This is a genomic window from Clostridium sp. 1001275B_160808_H3, assembly GCF_015550425.1.
Lineage (GTDB): Bacteria > Bacillota > Clostridia > Clostridiales > Clostridiaceae > Clostridium.
This window is the reverse complement of record NZ_JADNAT010000001.1, coordinates 185984-205101: the sequence shown is the minus strand read 5'-3', so window position 1 is coordinate 205101 and position 19118 is coordinate 185984. Positions and strand designations below refer to the sequence as shown.

Below are 19118 nucleotides of genomic sequence, written 5' to 3'. Positions count from 1 at the left end.
ATAAAAAAGAGTGATTAAATCACTCTTTTTTATTTTATGCACTTATGAAGTAAATCTTGCTTTAGTGTCCATAGATCTTGGGATAAATCTACATAATAATTATGAGGATTTTCAAATCTTAATATTTCTGGCCACATTTTTAAGCTTTCATTCTTTGAAAATTCTTTTATTTCTAAAACTGATGGGCTTTCATATACTTGCTCGCCTTTATCAAATATTTGCACCATTAAATCTTTAACATAGAAATTAGTAACAGTTTTTCTTTTCCATGTTTCAATAGGATGGAATATTTCAAGTGGTTTTGATTCATCAATAACTTCATGATTTAAAGCTATTACGTCAGCTATTGCATTATGAGTTTCATTATCATAAATTCTGTATATCTTTTTAAATCCAGGGTTAGTAATTTTCTCAGTGTTTTCGCTTATCTTTATTTTAGGGATAATCTGATTATTATTTTCTACAGCCACAAGTTTGTATACGCCACCAAAAACAGGCTCTGACTTAGCAGTAATTAATCTTTCTCCAACACCAAATGAATCTATGCAAGCCCCTTGATCTAATACATCTCTTATTATGTGTTCATCTAAGGAATTAGATACTATTATATTACAATCGGAGTATCCAGCAGCATCTAAAGCCTTTCTGCATTTTTTAGTTAAATAAGTTATATCACCTGAGTCTATTCTGATTCCCTTAGGTCTTTTACCCATAGGTTTTAATATTTCATCGAATACTTTTATTGCATTTGGTAAACCAGATTTTAATACGTTATAAGTATCAATTAGAAGTGAGCAATTATCTGGATATACTTCAGCCCAAGCTTTAAAAGCTTCATACTCTGTATCAAATAATTGAACCCAACTATGAGCCATTGTTCCAACAGCTGGAACATCAAAGTATTTATCTGCTATAGTACAAGCTGTTGAGTCACAACCTCCAATTATTGATGCTCTAGCACCATAAATTGCTCCATCATAGCCTTGAGCTCTACGAGAACCAAATTCCATAACTGTTCTTCCAGCAGCAGCTCTACAAATTCTATTAGCTTTAGTAGCTATAAGTGTTTGATGGTTTATAGTAAGTAATATCATTGTTTCTATAAATTGAGCTTGAACAACAGGTCCTCTAACTATTACTAATGGTTGATTTGGAAAAACAAAGTTTCCCTCTGGAATAGCCCAGACATCACATTCAAATTTAAAATTTTTCAAGTAATTTAGAAATTCTTCAGAAAAAATATTTTTGCTTCTTAGATATTCTATATCAGATTGAGTAAATTTTAAGTTGTTTAGATATTGTATAAGTTGATCTACACCAGCCATTATACAGTATCCACCACCATCTGGAACTCTTCTAAAATACATATCAAAATATGCAATTTTATTTTCAATTTCTTTATTGAAATATCCATTTGCCATTGTTAGTTCATAAAAGTCTACTAACATAGTAAGGTTACGTTCATTAGTAACATCAAATCTAATTAAATTTTCCATGTTTTTCTCCTCTTATAAATTATATATGTTTCAATTATAATATACATAATCAAAGTTAGTATTATATTAAATATTGGATATGATTAGTTTTAGAAAAAAGCGAAATTAAAAGCATATATTATCTATTTTTTTTATAAGTTACTGAAATACTAACTTTATTTATTATCAAATACTTAGATATTTTAGTTGGATATTAAGTATTAATTGTAACTTATATACGTTTAAATATAGTAAATGAATTTATCTATAGAATAAATTACAATATATAAATATATTGTACATCTATACATAAATTATTACAATATAGTTATTTATAGCATAAAAAAGTCAATAATATAATATAAAAAAGGAGCAAATATGAAAATTTATTTAGATGAATATCAAAAAGAAGCTGTTTATATAAAAGAAAAAAATGTACTAGTTGTTGCAGCACCTGGATCAGGAAAAACTACAGTTATTATAAATAGAGTTAATTATTTAGTAAATGAGTTAAAAGTGAGATTAGGTAATATTATAATAATAACTTTTACTAGAGCTGCAGCTGATAATATGAGAAGTAGATATAAAAATGTATTTAATAAAGAAATTGCCCCTTTTTTTGGTACATTTCATGGATTGTTTTATAAAATTCTTTTAAAAGAGGGATTTAACATATCAATAATAGATGGGGGAATTTCTCATAGGTTAATAAAGTCTGTTTTATCAAAGTATTCAGATGAAGTAAGCGAAGATAAAATAAAGGAGGCATTAAATAATATCTCATTTTTTAAAACTTCCTTAAAAGCTATAGAAGAATTTAAACCTACTATGGCAAAAGATATTTTTATTGAATGTTTACAGAAATATGAGGAGTATAAAACTAAAAATGGACTTTGGGATTTTGATGATCTATCAATTAAAGTAATAAATTTATTAAGAGATAATCCTAATACCTTAAATAAATATAGAGAAATGTTTAAATATATTTTAGTTGATGAGTTTCAAGATTGTGATGAATTACAAATTCAATTCTTAAAGTTGATAAATCATGAAAATTCACTTTTTGCAGTTGGAGATGAGGATCAATGTATCTATAGCTTTAGGGGATCAAAACCAGAATACATGGTAAGGTTTGATGAAATATTTCCAAAGGCTAAAAAGATATACCTTTCTATAAATTATAGAAGTAATGAAAATATAGTGGAAGCATCAAAGGAAGTAATAAAAAATAATAAGAGTAGAAATGATAAAGTTATAAATTCTTATAAGGACTCTGTTGGCATAATAAAATTTACAACTCCTTATGATGAGAGGATTCAAGGTGAAGAAATAGCAGGCGTAATTGAAAAATCTATTGATAATCTAAGTGATAATGCAGTTTTATATAGAACAAACATGGAAGCAAGGAGTATGATAGATACATTTACTCGTAGGAGAATACCATTTGTGTTATTAGATAAAGGATATAATTTTTTTGAGCATTTTATATGTAAGGATATACTTTCATATTTAAAGCTTTCAATAAACATAAAAGATAAAGAAAGCTTTCTATCAATAATAAATAAGCCTTTTAGATATGTGAGTAAATCAAATTTAGAATATATAAGAAATTCATTTGAGGATAAATCTCCGTTTGACATATTAATAGATAAGAAAGATACACCGCCATATCAAGCAAAAAAGTTAGATGAATTGCGAAGGGATATATTATATTTAAATAAACTTTCTTTATCAGGTGCAATACAATATATAGTTTCAGGACTAAATTATATAGATTACCTAAAAGAGTATGGAGAAAGGTACAATCAAAGTATAGATGAACTTGAGGATATAATAGAAGAATTTAAGAGTGCAGCAGATGGGTTAAAAACTATAATAGAGTTGCTAGGTCATGTTGAAAGAGTTAAAGAAAAAATAGAAGAGAGTAAAGCTGTACAAGAAGGCGTAATTTTAAGTACCATTCATGGTGTTAAGGGAATGGAGTTTAAAAATGTTTTTATAATAAATGCTACAGAAGAAACGATTCCGCATAAATCATCAATGGATGAAAATATAGAAGAAGAAAGAAGATTGTTTTACGTTGGAATAACTAGAGCAATAAATAATTTATATATCTTTTCTCCTAAAACACAAAGAGGAAGGTTTAAAGATGTATCTAGATTTGCACAAGAAGGTGGATTTAAAGATATAAATTTAAATGAGGATTACGGAATAAAAGTTAATGATATGATTCATCACAGAGCTTATGGGGATGGAAAAGTAGTATCAATAGATAAAGATGTAATTAAAATTGATTTTGGTGATAACCTTAGTAAAAGCTTCTCTCTCAAGGTACTAATTGAAAATAATCTTGTTATAATAGTGAACTAATTGTTCACTATTACTTTTTTAGGATGTATAATCTTATTATGGTAATATAAGGGGGATTTGTAATTGGTTTATATTTTAGTAGGAATATTAATATTTGCTGTACTATATTTTATTATAACATTTGCAGTAGAAAGTGGAGTTTATTATGCCTTAATAAAGTTTGAGAAGATTAGAAAGAATGAAGAGATAAAAGACAAAGATAAAGATAAAGATAATGAAGAAAATGAGTTAATATATTAAATATGGGGTGTTAGCAAATGAATGATGTAAATTTAAAGAATATTAAATTTGCACTAGATTTAGGAACAAGATCTATTATTGGAAGTATAGGAATAGTAGAAAATGATAAGGTAAAAATAATATGTGAAAAATATCTAGAACATGAAGAAAGAGCTATGATAGATGGTCAAATTCATGATATAGAATTAGTAGCAAGATCAGTAAAGAAGATAGTAGATGATATAGAGTCAGAGCTTGGAATAAAGTTAGATAATGTATCTATTGCTGCAGCTGGTAGATTTTTAAAGACTATAAATTCAGAAGGGAAAATGGAGCTTAATTCCGAAGAAGAGATAACAAAGGAAGAGATAAGAAACTTGGAGATGATTGCTCTAAAGGAAGCTGAAAGTGAAATAAATAAAACTACAGATGGAAAATTATATTGTGTAGGTTATTCAGTAAAAAACTATTATTTAAATGGATTTGTTATATCTAATTTAGTAGGGCATAAAGGTGAAGGAGCATCAGTAGAAGTAATAGCTACATTTTTACCACGTTCTGTAGTTGACTCATTATATACGGTTATGAAAAAGGTTGGGCTAAGAGTAAGTAACTTAACTTTAGAACCTATTGCTGCTATAGAAGCTGTGGTACCTAAAAACTTAAGACTTTTAAATATAGCTCTAGTAGATATTGGAGCAGGAACGTCTGATATAGCTATAAGCTCCAAGGAAAGCATATCTTCATATGGAATGGTTCCACAGGCTGGTGATGAGGTAACAGAAGCCATAGTGCAGGAGTGCTTGGTTGATTTTAATACAGCTGAATACATAAAAAGAAATTTAGAGTTAAAAGAAGAGATAACATATACAGATATAATTGGATTTGAAAATACAATTAAGTCTGAAAGTATAAAAAAGTCAATTAGACCAGTAGTAAGAAAAATTTCTGAGGGAATTGCTTCAAAGATAATTGAACTTAATGGAAATAAATCGCCAAGTGCATTGTTTTTAGTGGGGGGTGGAGCTCATACCCCTTGGATGATAGAAGAACTTAGTGAAAAATTAAATATTCCAGTTCAAAGAATAGCGATAAAAGATAGAAAAGCTGTAGTTGAATGTATAAGTGATAATAACTTAGGATCAGCTGGAGTAACAGTACTTGGAATTGCTCTTGTGGCATTAAAGAATGGAGAAAAGGATTTTATAGATGTTATATTAAATGGAACTCCTGTAAGTATGTTTAATTCTCATAATCATACTATTATGGATGTTATTATACAAGCAGGTATAAATCCAAGTATGCTTATTGGGAAAAATGGCAAGAATTTAAGATATAAATTGAATGGTATAAAGCGAATAGCTTTTGGAGAAAAAGGAAAAAACCCTATAATTAAACTTAATGATAAACTAGAAAGCATAGATAAGCATGTTAATGATGGAGATATAATAGAAATATCATATGCAGTTCCAGGAAAAGATGCAAGACCTAAAATAATTGAACAAATAAAAGAGTTTAATAGTATAGGTATATATATAAATAATAAGTTAATTAATTTAGAACCAATCATTATTGTTAATAATGAAATTAGAAGCATAGATTATTATATACAAGAAAATGATGATATTAATATAATATTTCCTAAATCAATTAAAGATATAAAGGAATATATAATAAAAGAAGATGTTTCATTAGAAAAAAGCGGAGTAGAATTATTAGCAGATTATATAGTTAGTGAAGGCGATAACCTGATATATTATAGTAATTCAAATTTTTTAGACAAGCAAAAAGATGAAACAAATACAATTGAATATGAAGATAAAATTAAAGTAAAGGATTTAAAAGAAAACTTAGATATCAATAACGACATTCAAGTAACATTTAATGATGAGTTAATAACGCTTAGTGGACAAAAAGATTATATCTTTGTTGATATCTTTAATTATGTAGAGTTTAATCTAAAAGAAGCAAAGGGAATAATTACTTTGTTACTTAACGGAAATAAAGTGGGATATACAGAAAAGTTGAAAAGTGGGGATAATATTCAAGTTTTTTGGAGTTAATAAAGTTAAATTTCACATTGAAATAGGGGGCAAGAATATGAATTTTAAAGAGGAAGCAATAAGCATAAAGGATGAATTAATAAATATAAGAAGAACATTACATGAACACCCTGAAATAGGGATGGAAGAATATGAAACTTCAAAGTTTATAAAAAGTTTTTTAAAAAATGAAGGAATAGAATTTAAAGAAGTTTCTAAAACAGGAGTATGTGGAATAATAAGAGGAACTAAAAAAAATACCGAAGGTAGTGAAAAGACTATAGCCTTAAGAGGAGATATAGATGGGCTTCCAATTATAGATAAAAAAATTTGCGATTATGCATCAAAGATTAAGGGAAGAATGCATGCATGTGGACATGATGCTCATACAACTATATTGCTTGGATCAGCTAAATTGTTAAATCAAAACAAACATTTATTTACTGGAAATGTAAAACTATTATTTGAGCCAGCCGAGGAAACTATAGGTGGAGCTAGATTTATGATAGAAGAGGGAGTTTTAGAGAATCCAAGAGTTGATTGTATATGTGGTCTTCATGTTGAAGAAACTTTAGAATGCGGAACTATAATGTTAAAGCCTGGCGTAGTTAATGCAGCATCTAACCCATTTACTATTACGATAAAAGGTTCTGGCGGACATGGAGCTTATCCACATACAACTGTAGATCCAGTTGTTATAGCAAGTCATGTTGTATTAGCCTTGCAAACTATAGTAAGCAGAGAAATAAATACATCAAATCCAGCAGTTATAACGGTAGGAAGTATTCATGGTGGAACAGCTCAAAATATAATACCAGATGAAGTAAAGATAAGTGGTATTATCAGAACTATGAGTAAGGAAGACAGATTATTTGCTAAAGAACGATTAATTGAAATTGTTGATGGAATATGCAAATCTTCAAGAGCAACAGCAGAGATAGATATAGAAGAATCTTATCCTAATTTATATAATGATGATTTTATGGTTGATTTATTTAAGATAGGTGCTGAAAAAGTTATAGGAAAAGAAAATATATTACTTCAAAAAAATGCCAAGATGGGTGTTGAAAGCTTTGCATATTTTGCAAATGAAAGACCTGCTGTTTTTTACTTTTTAGGTTCAGGAAATAAAAGTAAAAATATAATTTATCCTGCTCATAGTAGTTTGTTTGATATAGATGAAGATTGTCTGCCATTAGGCGTAGCAATGCAGTGTCAAATGGTGTTAGAGTATTTGACAAGAAGCTAATTTAATATTAATCTATAACAATGGGGAAAATATAGTTAGAATACTAAAAAACTAGGAGTGATTAGTTTGAGAATAGAAATAGGCACAAATGAAGCAGGTCAAAGATTAGACAAATTTTTAAGAAAATTATTAAAAGATGTTCCTTTAAGCAAAATATTTAAGGCTTTAAGAAAAGGTGATGTAAGAGTTAATGGAAAGAAACAAAAGGAAAATTACTCTTTACAAATAGATGATGTAGTAGAAATAAAATATATACAAAGTAATAAAGAAAAGCCAGAAGAAAAGTTTATTAAAGTTAATGCTAGAGGAATGAAGATCACTTATGAAGATTCTAATATACTAATAGTTGAAAAATGGCCTAATATTTTAGTGCACCCTGATGAAAAGGGAAAAGAGGCAAGTTTAACTGATTACGTATTATCATATTTAAATGAAAAAGGTGATTACTTACCTGAAAATGAATTAACATTTACTCCTGCACCATGTAATAGATTAGATAGAAATACTTCAGGAATAGTTATATTCGGGAAAAACTTTGAATCATTAAGAACAATGAATGAAATGATTAGAGAAGGTAAAGTTGAAAAGTATTATAATACATTAGTAAAAGGAAAAATTAAAGATGGATTATATAAAGGATATATCCATAAAAATGAAGAAGCTAATATATCAAGAATATATGATGAAAAAATAAATGATTCAAAAGAAATAGCAATGGAAGTTAAAACTTTGAAAACAAATGGAGCGTATTCATTTTTAGAAATAGATTTAATAACAGGAAGAAGTCACCAAATTAGAGCACACCTATCACATTTAGGAACTCCTATAATTGGTGATAACAAATACGGAGATAGAAAATTAAATTCATTTTTTGCAAATAAGTTTGGACTTGATTGTCAGTTCTTATATGCATATAAATTAATTTTTAGAGATGCACCAGATAAATTAAGCTATTTAAACAATAAAACTATAATAGAAAGCTTACCACCAGTATTTAAGAAGATTAAAAATGATGTGTTTAAATTCACAATAAAATAAAAGGTGATTGGGTATGGAACAAAAATCAGCCGGACGTGGCTTTTTAATATTATCAATTGCAGGTATTGCTGGTAAATTATTATCAGCAATATATGTTCCTTTATTAACTGCTGTTCTAGGTGAAACGGGTTACGGAATATATACTGCTGGATATGATATATTCGTTTTTTTAATTGCAGTAACTAGCTTAGGTGCACAACCTGCAGTTACAAAGGTTGTTACAGAGCTTAGAGCAATGGGAAACCATAAAGATGCACTACGAGCTATGAAACTATCTATAAAGTATTTAGCTATTATAAGTATAGCAATTGCTGGGATTTTTATGGCTTTAGCATTTCCTCTTTCAAAAATAATTCATGCAGAACAGTCAGCTTTAACTTTTGTATTTTTGGCACCTGCAATAATTTTTGCTGCTATTTTAGCAGCTTATAGAGGATATATGCAAGCAGTTGAAGAGATGGAGGCTCTAGCTATATCTCAAATTATAGAGCAGTTAATAAATGTTATACTTAGTTTAGTTTTTGCAGGTATGCTAATTGCTATAACAAGTAGTAATGAATGGGGAAGCGCAGGGGGAACTGTTGGAACTTCCTTAGGTGCTATAATTGCAATAATATATATAATATATATATATGAAAAAAGAAATTATAAAGAAGAAGCTGAAAAAAACCATGATTCAAGTAGAAGAAGAGTATCAGATAAAAGGATAGTTAAAAAGTTATTTATGTATGCTCTTCCTATAACATTAGTTGCAGGTGTTCAAAATTTTGCAGGTGTTATAGATACTATGACTCTAGGAAGAGGCTTAAGTTCGGCAGGATTTAATCAAGAACAAATTAATGATTTAAGAGCAGTTTTATCATACTATAAAACTCTTGTGTATGTTCCTTTAGCTATAGTAACTGCACTTGGAACTTCAATATTTCCTAAGGTAATACAGGCTTTTGTACATAAGAATAAAAAAGACTTAAAGCAACAAACAAGCTATGCATTTAGGATAACATATATAATAATTATGCCAGCTACATTTGGATTAGCTATATTAAGTAAGGAAATATATAAATTCCTATTTAATAATACATCTACAGGATATACATTGCTTATGTATGGATCATCTTTACTTATATTTATGTCAATAACAACCATACAAAATGTTATTCTTCAAGGAATAAATAAATTATACTTAATAATAGTATCTGCAAGCGCAGGATTAATAGCAAAAATAGCTATAAATCTAATATTAATTCCAGTCCCAAGCATAAACATAATGGGAGCAGTAGTAGCAACATTTGTATCATTTATTATTCCAGCTGTAATAAATCATAGAAAAATAGAAAGATTTTTTAAGGTTAAAATACCTATAATAAGGCAAGCAATAGTACCAACAATATGTTCTATATTGATGACCATTGTAATATTCCTAGTAAAATTTCCGGTTATTAAAGTAGCAGATATGCTTGGAGGCGGAAGAGTTATTATTGCTGTAGCAACACTAGTTTTAATAGGTATAGGTGGAATAGTATATTTATATACAATGGTTTACTTTGGAGGAATAAGAAAGAAGGATTTAGATTTAATTTCGCCAAGGGTATTTAGATTCTTACCTAGAAGTCTTAGAAAAGAACTTATATAAAGAATTGATAATGAATAAATGATAATGATTTGATACAAATAGGTGAAGAATTTTCAATTCAAATTAATTAACAATAAAAAAACAAGGGGAGTCGCGTTTCGCGACATCCCTTGTTTTTTTATTCAATAACTCTTTCACTTTACACTGCTATTATAAATTAGAAATATAAGTTAGCGTAGCCTATATATCTACAATTTATAATTATTATTCTTCTTCAATGCCAAAGAAGCTAAGTACAGTAAATATAAGAAATGTTAGTGAAATTACTATTAAGTTTTTAGTTATAAATAAATCATTTAAGAAGTTAGTTGTAAATAATCTAAGTATCATAAATATTAGTACTGACAACAGTAGAAATATGCTTATATTACTTGTTGATAAGTCTAAATATATATGCTTTTGAACTTCTCTAAGGTTTATAAATAAACTTACACTAGATGTTATAAATATGGTTATACCATAACCCATTATATTAACACCAGGAAGTCCAATAAATATAAATAAGCAAACAAGTTCGAGTACTGATACTATTAACGAATTTCTAAGTATTACTCCTTGTTTATTTAATCCATTTAGTATTCCAAACATAGTATTTGCAGTAAAGAAAATTGGCGCACTTAATGATGCAATCTTTATATACTGACCTAAGTCATCTCTACCGTAAAACATTTGGCCGAGTGAATCAGGAATTATATTACAAATTATGGCTGTAGCTAGTCCAAGTAAAAATGCTATCTTCATAACTTTTTTTATTCTTACAGTAGCATTGTAATAGTCACCCCTACTTAAGGTTTCTGATAGATCAGGAACTATAAGAGAGTTAATAGAAGAAATAACTATCATTGGAAAAGTAACTATTGTTAATGCCATTCCAGTAAATTTTCCTATCATTCCTAATGCCACGGTAGTATCAAAGCCAGCAGCTGCTAATCTTCTAGGAACTAGTAAGGTAGATGCTGTACCAAATAAATTTCCAAGAAATCCATTAAGGCATAATGGGAATGCAATTATAAAAACATTAAATAACAATTGTGAAGCTCTTTCAGGTTTATCAACAGATGGAGGAACTTTCTTTGCAAGGTTTTTATAATATACAAATAATAAAAGTAAACTTTGAAGTTCTCCAATTGCTAAGGAAACATAAGCTAAAGTTACCATAGATGTAATTGTTGTAGCTTTAAACATATAGATTAATAAAGCAATAGTGATAATACGCATAGCTTTTTCTAGAATATCAATAAAAGAAGGAACTACTATCTTAGAGACTCCATAAAAATAACCTTTTAATATATTAGATAAAGCTATAAATACCATTGCTGGACAAGTTACTCTGATAGCATTAACAGTTCTCAAATCATGTATACCGTATTTACTTATGTAGGGAGCTAAAAAGAATACCATAATTCCTATGGCAATTGCCCATATTACATTAAAGCTTGCAACTGTTCTTATAGTCTTACTTATGTTATTATATTGGCCTTTAGATTTATATATTGCAGATACTTGGGATATAGCTGCTATAATTCCAGCGGTCATTAAACAGATAAAAAGGTTATATATAGGCATTACTAAGCCATATAATCCTATCCCAACAGGGCCTATAAGTTTTGATAAGTAAATTGAAAAAATAAATCCTAAAATTCCTGTGGTTATATTAGATGCTGTAAGAAGAAAAGAATTTCTTACAAAACTATCTTTTCCCAAAGTTTATCACCCCCAATTAGTACACTTATATCTATTCCTAAATAAAAGAAAATATGCCTTTACTAAATATTAAGAAAATAAATAAATAAAGGGAAAATTAAATTATCATAAAGGTAATAATTTATGTATTTCAAAATATAAATTAAACATAAATAGAAAATAAGGGGGAGGACATGAAGAGGTTTATTAAATTTTTGCTTGTTTCAATTATAGTAGTGACTATCGCCTTTGGAATTTTTAAGGTTACAAATAAATATGATTTAGATATTTTAAATAAAAACATAGATTGGTCAATAAGCCTTAAAGGGTGTGAAGGAGCTAAAAGTTTTGCCTTTGATGAGGAAGGTAATTTATATCTAGCATTTGAAGATACAATCAGAGTACTTAATAAAGATGGAAATGATGAACTAATAATAAGAGAAAGTAAATTTAATATTTTAGATATCCTATATTATAATAAAAAGTTATACATAGCTACAGACAATAGGGTATTAGAATATAACTTAGACACAAAATCCTATAAGGAACTTATAACCGAAATACCTAATGATGGCATAAATAAGAAGGTAAATTTGCTTTTAAATAATGATAAACTTTATTTTTCTGTTGGAAGTAATACTAATGCTGGAGTTGTTAATTCAAAAGGGGAAGCATTCGATATTGCAACTAATCCATGGATTTTAACAGGAAACAATTATGGAGATGGAAAAACTGGGGCTTTTTCTCCTTATTCAGTAAGTAACGAGGTAGGAGAAAAGGTAGAATCAAAAAAAATAGGTAATGCTGCTATATTATCTTATGATATTAATACTGAGGAAGTAAAATTATATGCTCATGGAATAAGAAATATAAATGGATGGGATATAGATAGTGAGGGGAAAATTAAAGCAATAGTTGGAGGCATGGAAGATTTACCTCCTAGAAATATAAAAGATGATAAGGATTATATTTATAATCTTGAAGAGGAAAATTGGTATGGATGGCCAGATTATAGTGGCGGTGACCCTATAACATCACCAAGATTTACAGAGTCAGTAAGACAAGAATTTTTAATAAAGAATCATCCAGATAAAAATCCAAGTGCTCCTATGTATCAAGATAACGATGTTTCATCATTACAAGGACTAGCAATAGATAAAGAAGGAATATGCTTTGAAAAGAACACTATTATCTTTGGAAATAATAAAAAAGGATTTATTTATGCGCTAAGCAAAGAGGGAGTAGCAAGAGATTTAGTAGACTTAGGAGATAAAAGTAAGATAGAGAAAATATTATTTTATAAAGATAGTTTTTATATTTTAGATAGTAAACTTGGATGTTTATATAATCTTGAATACAACAAATCTGGTAAATTATTTAGGCTGCCAAAGGTATTTTGGATTTTTTCTATAGTATTTATTATAGTGATAATTACATGTATACTAATAAAAAATAAAAATGTAAAAGATAATATTAAGTGATAAAAGGAAGAGAAATTCTTTGGAAATATATAAGTATAATCTATTTGTGTATTTTAAAGAAACCTCTTCTTTTTTATAAAAATTATTAATAAATTACAGAAGTAATAAATATAAATATAATATAACTTATGTAATTAGGAGGTAAGGTGAGATGGGAAAAACTATAGTACTTAATTTATCTGATGTAAAGCTAAATGGAGATATACTAGATGTTGGGGAGAGTTTCGGGGTTATTTACAATATATCAAAAGATGTAATGGATGAAATTTCAGTGGATTATGTTGGTGGAGATAATTCAAGTATAGTTCTTAATGAAGAAGAATATGACACTTGCACAATGTTTTTTCATTTAAGCAAGCTATGGAACAATTCTAGTAGATTAAAGCTGATTGAAGAAATAACAAAGTACATTAAAGTTGGTGGAGAAATATTTATATGGGATATAAATAAAGAAGTGAAAGAGATGATTAATAATAAAATAATGGCTGTACTACCTTCTGGTAAAGTAAGAGAATTTGAATTCAAAAATTTAAATCCAATAATAAAGTCAAATATAGAGGATAATAAAAAATTACTTGAAAAATACTATAAAATAGAAGAAACTAAATTATGGGAGGATATACATTTTATAAAGGGGATAAAACTTTAATTTGAAAGGAAGAAGATACGTATGAAAATTTTACTTACAGCTATAAATTCTAAATTTGTACACAGTAATTTAGCAGTTAGATACCTAAGAGCCTTTACTAAAGATATGGATTATGATTGTAAGATTAGAGAGTTTTCTATTAATGATAGGGATGAAAAGATATTAGAAGAAATAATAAAGGAAAGGCCGAATGTAGTGGCCTTTTCGACTTATATCTGGAATATAGAAATGATAAAAAGACTTTCTAATCTTATAAAATTAGTAGATGAAGATATAGAGATATTGTATGGAGGTCCAGAAGTATCTTACGATAGTCAAAACATATTAAAAGAATTAAATGGGGAATATACCATTGAAGGAGAAGGCGAAAAAACATATAGAGAATTTGTAGAGTATAAACTAGGAATAAGAGAAATAAATTCAGTAAGAAGTTTATATTACAAAATTGATGGAGAAGTAATATCAAATGGTAAAAGACCTCTTATGAATATGAATGAATTAATATTCCCATATGAAGAAGATGAAAATTTAGATAATAAAATAGTATATTACGAAGCTTCTAGGGGATGTCCATTTAATTGCAAATATTGTTTATCATCAACTACTCACGGGGTTAGATTCTTAGATATAGACAGAGTAAAACAAGAATTGAAATATTTTATAGATAAGGAAGTTAGGCTTGTAAAGTTTGTAGACAGAACTTTTAACTGTAATCATAAATTTACTATGGCAATTTGGGAGTTTCTTATTAATCAAGATACTAAAACACAATTCCATTTTGAAATATCAGCAGATATATTAAAACAATCTGAACTTGAATTATTAAGAAAAGCACCAAAGGATAGATTCCAATTTGAAGTTGGAGTACAAACAACAAATGATGATGTATTAAATAGAATAAATAGATTTGTAAATTTTAGTGACATAAAAGAAAAAGTAGAAGAACTTCTGCAAATCAGAAACATAAAACAACATCTTGATTTAATAGCAGGACTTCCAGGAGAAGATTATAATTCATTCAAAAAATCATTTAACGATGTTTATAGTATAAAGCCAGAAGAAATTCAACTAGGATTTTTAAAGCTTTTAAGAGGGTCATCAATGAGGGAAGAAGCAGAAGAGTATGGAATGAAATACTCTCCATATCCACCATATGAAATTCTGAAAACTAAAGATATAAGCTATGATGAATTAATAAAGCTTAAGAAAGTAGAGGAAATGGTCGATAAATATTATAACTCTCAAAAATTTAATAACATAATAAAATACTTGGTAAAGAGATTTGATACACCGTTTGATTTTTACTATACTTTAGGTAATTATTTTGACTCTAAAGGCTATTTTGATAGAAACATAGGAAATAGTGAGTATTATAAAGTATTTTTAGATTTTAATATGGAAATATTAAAAGAAGATAATTTTATATTAAAAGAAATATTAAAGTTTGATTATCTTAGATTTAATAAAAAAAGAGGTATTCCGGAATTTATACAAAGAAACCTTGATAAAGAAGAAGAGATAAAAATAAAAGACCAATTTAAGGGTATATATTCCTTTAAAGATTATCATCTAGAAGTTTTTGATATAAACATTAGTAAGTTTATAAAGGATTCTACTGTAGTTAAAGAAAAGGATTATTATTTATTTGGTCATGGAGGTGATATAGTACATATAACAGATAAAATAACAGAAATTTAAGAAAATATAAAATCTATAATAAACAAACAAGGAAAACATTTACAATAATTGAAAGATTACGTTTGTTTGTCCAGACGAAGAATAAAGATGTTGAAAAAAACGTCAAACAGTGTATAATGGAAAATAGAAAAGAGTAATTAATACTATATAAAGTATTAATTTCTATATTATTATTTAAAACGATAAAGGTGGTGAGATTTTGGCATTAGAAGCAATAAATGAAATTAAGAAGGCGGAGGAAAAAGCTGAAAAGCTTATTCAAGAAGCTATAATAACTTCAAAGGAAATAGTAAAAAATGCAAGCATTCAAGCAGAAGAAGAGTATAGCAAAATTCTAAATGAAGCAAATTCAAAAAAAGTGCAAATTATATCTAAGGCGGAAGAAGAAGGAAATTCAGAAGCAACACCTATATTAGAAAAAGGTGAAAATGAAGTAGCAAGCATTAAAAATATTTCTGGAGAGAAAAAGAATAATGCTATTAATTTAATCGTTGAGAGGATAGTGAAGATTCATGGCAATAGTTAAGATGAACAAATTCACTTTGCTTACCTTTGAATCTAAAAAGCAAAAGCTTTTAAGAGAAATACAAGGATTATCTAATGTAGAATTTATTAATTTACAAGATGAGGAATTCCTTGATAAATATGAAGAGTTAAAAAGCTTAACTAAAGATGATATAGATTTAGAGTATTCAAAGTATGAAGAAAATTTATCAAAAGCTAAATTTGCCCTAGAATTTCTTAAAAAATATGTCCCTAAAAAATCAGGACTAAAAGCATTACAAGAAGAAAAGCTAACATTAACATTAGATGAATTAGATGAAAAAATTAAAGCCTCTAATTGGGAAGCAAGCTATAATAAAGCAAAAGAAAAAGAAGCAGAGCTGGCTAGTTTAGATTCAAATATAACAAAGTTACAGGCTGAAATAGACATTCTAATTCCTTGGCAGGATTTAGATGTAGCTTTTAGTGAAATAAAAGATCTAAAAAATACATCATATTTCTTAGGGACCATAACAAAATCTTATGAAGATACTTTATTAGAAGAGTTATCAAATGCATATGTTGAAATAATATCAAGAAACAGCAATGATATTAATCTTTTAATTTTATCTAACAAAGAAGATAGTGAAAATATATCAGAAGTTCTAAGGGGAGTTGGATTTAGCGCCTTTAAAGCTGAACACGAGGATGTTCCAATGAAGCTTATTTTAGAATTTAAGCATCAAATAGAGGAACTTCAATCAAAGAAATTCTTCATTCAAGAAGAAATTGCAAGCTTTGAAGAAGATTTAAAGAAGTTAGAAATAGCTTATGATTATTTTGTAAGTAAGGTTGAACGTGTTAAAGTTTCAACAAATTTCTTAAAAACTAAAAATGTATGTGCAATTCAAGGATGGATAGCACAAGAAGATAGTGAAGCATTAAAATCAATATGTAGTAGAATTCTTAAAGACGATTACTATATAGAATTTGAAGACGTCAAAGAAGATGAGATAGATGATGTTCCAATTAAACTTAAAAATGGTGAACTTATTTCTGCTTTTGAAAGTGTAACTGGAATGTATAGTTATCCTAAATATAATCAAATAGATCCAACGCCTTTACTTGCACCGTTCTACTTAATATTCTTTGGAATGATGGTAGCAGATGTAGGTTATGGACTATTAGTTTTAATAGGAGCAGCATTAGCTCTTAAATTTTTAAAACTAGATGAGGGTAAAAAGGATTTTGCAAAATTCTTCTTTTACTTAAGTTTTCCAACAATATTCTTCGGAGCAATTTATGGGTCATTCTTTGGAGATATTATAACATTACCAACTCAAATAATAGATACTAATAAAGATGTTATGACTATAGTAATTTTATCTTTAGCATTAGGAGTTATTCAAATATTCTTTGGACTATTTATAAAAGTTTATAGTTTAGTTAGGATTGGAAAAGCCAAAGATGCACTATTAGATGCAGGTTCATGGATAATAACATTATTATCTATAGGAGGAATTGCAGCAGTTAAGTTTTTAGGATTACCAAATATATTAGGAAATATATTTATTGGTACAGCTATTATTGGAGCTATACTAATAGTTATAGGTGGAGGAAGAGAAGAAAAATCTGCAGGAGCTAAGATAGGTCAAGGTTTATATTCTTTATATGGTATAACCGGATATGTAGGAGATTTAGTATCCTATACAAGACTTATGGCTTTAGGATTAGCTGGTGGTTCAATTGCAGGTGCTTTAAACCTATTAATTCATACTTTACCAGGTGTAGCAGCAATAGTAATAGGACCTATATTATTTGTTTTATTCCATATATTCAATTTAGGATTATCATTACTTGGAGCTTATGTTCACACAGCAAGACTTCAATATGTTGAATATTTTGGAAAATTCTATGAAGGTGGCGGAAGACCTTTTAAAGCATTTAAGCTTTCAGAAAAGTATATAAAGATCAAAAGAAATTAGGAGGAATTATAAAATGGAAATGTCATGGATTCAATTTTTTATGGAAAATAACGGTGGATTAATATTTGCAGCTATGGGAGTAGCTTTAGCAGTTGGTTTATCAGGTATAGGATCAGCTAAAGGGGTTGGTATAGTTGGTGAAGCAGCAACAGGATTAGTTACAGAAGAACCAGAAAAGTTTGGTAAAGCATTAGTTCTTCAATTATTACCAGGTACACAAGGTTTATATGGTTTCGTTATAGGATTCTTAGTATTTACTAAAATGGCTTCAGGAATGCCATTAGATCAAGGTTTATATCTATTAGGTGCTTGCTTACCAATAGCATTTGCAGGTCTTTGGTCTGGAATAGCTCAAGGTAAAGTTGCAGCAGCTGGTATTCAAATATTAGCTAAAAACCCAGAACATAATACAAAAGGTATAATATTAGCAGCAATGGTTGAAACATACGCATTATTAGGATTCGTTATTTCATTCATGTTAGTAAATAAAGGATTCTAGGATTGGAGAGAAAAGGCTATGGCAAGTGTAAATAATCTAACTTCTAAAATCCTTAGGGATGCTGAAGAGAGAAAGGAAAGTATTTTAGCTTCTGCTGAAGAAGAGAAAAATAAGATTCTTTCGAAGAAAATAGCTAAAGCCAAAGAACTTGAAAAAGAAATTATACAAAAGGCTGAGCTTGAAGCTAAAACTAAGAAAGAAAGAATTCTATCTTCTGCTTCTCTTAAGGTTAGAAACAATAAGTTATCTGCAAAGCAAGAAGTTATAAAAGAAGTATTTGAAAATAGTATAGATATGTTAGCAACTATATCTGGAGATGATTTTTTAAGATTTATAAAAAATTCAATACTTTCTCTAGGTGAAATAGGAGAGCAAACATTAATTTTAAATAAAGAAGGAATGGAAGTAGTAGATCTTACTTTTATTTATGATTTAAATCAATCATTAGGAGATAAAGGAAATATTAAACTAAGTCCTAATACTGGAAACTTTAAAGGTGGATTTATTCTTGAAAGTAATGGTATAGAAATCAATAACACATATGAAGCTTTAGTAAGTTCATTAAAAGATGAATTGGAGTTTGAAGTAGCAAGAGTGTTGTTTAATTAAGGAGG

At 28.1% G+C, this 19118-nt stretch carries 15 protein-coding genes; 13 read left to right on the top strand and 2 right to left on the bottom strand.

What is annotated here, in order from left to right; genetic code table 11:
* Window positions 1-29 precede the first annotated feature (29 nt).
* Window positions 30-1496: a nicotinate phosphoribosyltransferase gene (locus I2A75_RS00950; RefSeq protein WP_195262602.1), complete on the bottom strand. Its 1467-nt coding sequence runs from the start codon at window positions 1494-1496 to the stop codon at window positions 30-32.
* A 357-nt stretch (window positions 1497-1853) separates the two neighbouring features.
* Between I2A75_RS00950 and I2A75_RS00945 the strand changes: the two genes are divergently transcribed.
* From I2A75_RS00945 to I2A75_RS00920, 6 genes are all read left to right on the top strand, one after another.
* Complete coding sequence (locus I2A75_RS00945; protein ID WP_195262601.1) at window positions 1854-3845, top strand: ATP-dependent helicase; 1992 nt, start codon at window positions 1854-1856, stop codon at window positions 3843-3845.
* 63 nt (window positions 3846-3908) lie between these two features.
* Complete coding sequence (locus I2A75_RS00940; protein WP_195262600.1) at window positions 3909-4085, top strand: hypothetical protein; 177 nt, start codon at window positions 3909-3911, stop codon at window positions 4083-4085.
* 17 nt (window positions 4086-4102) lie between these two features.
* Complete coding sequence (locus I2A75_RS00935; RefSeq protein ID WP_195262599.1) at window positions 4103-6127, top strand: rod shape-determining protein; 2025 nt, start codon at window positions 4103-4105, stop codon at window positions 6125-6127.
* Window positions 6128-6164: 37 nt separating this feature from the next.
* Window positions 6165-7355, top strand: a complete 1191-nt coding sequence (locus tag I2A75_RS00930) for a M20 family metallopeptidase (RefSeq protein ID WP_195262598.1) — start codon at window positions 6165-6167, stop codon at window positions 7353-7355.
* Window positions 7356-7421: 66 nt separating this feature from the next.
* Window positions 7422-8393: an RluA family pseudouridine synthase gene (locus I2A75_RS00925; RefSeq protein ID WP_195262597.1), complete on the top strand. Its 972-nt coding sequence runs from the start codon at window positions 7422-7424 to the stop codon at window positions 8391-8393.
* Between the two features lie 13 nt (window positions 8394-8406).
* Window positions 8407-10026, top strand: a complete 1620-nt coding sequence (locus I2A75_RS00920) for a polysaccharide biosynthesis protein (protein WP_195262596.1) — start codon at window positions 8407-8409, stop codon at window positions 10024-10026.
* Window positions 10027-10230: 204 nt separating this feature from the next.
* Here I2A75_RS00920 and spoVB read toward each other — a convergent pair whose 3' ends face one another.
* Complete coding sequence (gene spoVB, locus I2A75_RS00915; protein ID WP_195262595.1) at window positions 10231-11730, bottom strand: stage V sporulation protein B; 1500 nt, start codon at window positions 11728-11730, stop codon at window positions 10231-10233.
* Window positions 11731-11903: 173 nt separating this feature from the next.
* Between spoVB and I2A75_RS00910 the strand changes: the two genes are divergently transcribed.
* The 7 genes from I2A75_RS00910 (at window position 11904) to I2A75_RS00880 (ending at window position 19113) form a co-directional block, all read left to right on the top strand.
* Window positions 11904-13190, top strand: coding sequence for a hypothetical protein (locus I2A75_RS00910; protein ID WP_195262594.1), 1287 nt, complete (start codon window positions 11904-11906; stop codon window positions 13188-13190).
* 151 nt (window positions 13191-13341) lie between these two features.
* On the top strand, window positions 13342-13839 hold the full coding sequence (locus tag I2A75_RS00905) for a hypothetical protein (protein ID WP_195262593.1): 498 nt from the start codon (window positions 13342-13344) through the stop codon (window positions 13837-13839).
* A 21-nt stretch (window positions 13840-13860) separates the two neighbouring features.
* On the top strand, window positions 13861-15537 hold the full coding sequence (locus I2A75_RS00900; RefSeq protein ID WP_195262592.1) for a B12-binding domain-containing radical SAM protein: 1677 nt from the start codon (window positions 13861-13863) through the stop codon (window positions 15535-15537).
* 199 nt (window positions 15538-15736) lie between these two features.
* Entirely contained in the window at window positions 15737-16063 is a 327-nt protein-coding gene (locus tag I2A75_RS00895) for an ATPase (RefSeq protein WP_195262591.1), read from the top strand.
* Window positions 16050-18005, top strand: coding sequence for a V-type ATP synthase subunit I (locus I2A75_RS00890; RefSeq protein WP_195262590.1), 1956 nt, complete (start codon window positions 16050-16052; stop codon window positions 18003-18005). Before I2A75_RS00895 ends, I2A75_RS00890 begins: the two co-directional genes overlap by 14 nt.
* A 13-nt stretch (window positions 18006-18018) precedes the next feature.
* A complete protein-coding gene (locus I2A75_RS00885; protein WP_142691187.1) occupies window positions 18019-18504 on the top strand; it encodes a V-type ATP synthase subunit K in 486 nt (161 codons plus the stop codon).
* An 18-nt stretch (window positions 18505-18522) separates the two neighbouring features.
* Entirely contained in the window at window positions 18523-19113 is a 591-nt protein-coding gene (locus tag I2A75_RS00880; protein WP_195262589.1) for a V-type ATP synthase subunit E family protein, read from the top strand.
* The last annotated feature ends 5 nt before the right edge of the window (window positions 19114-19118 follow it).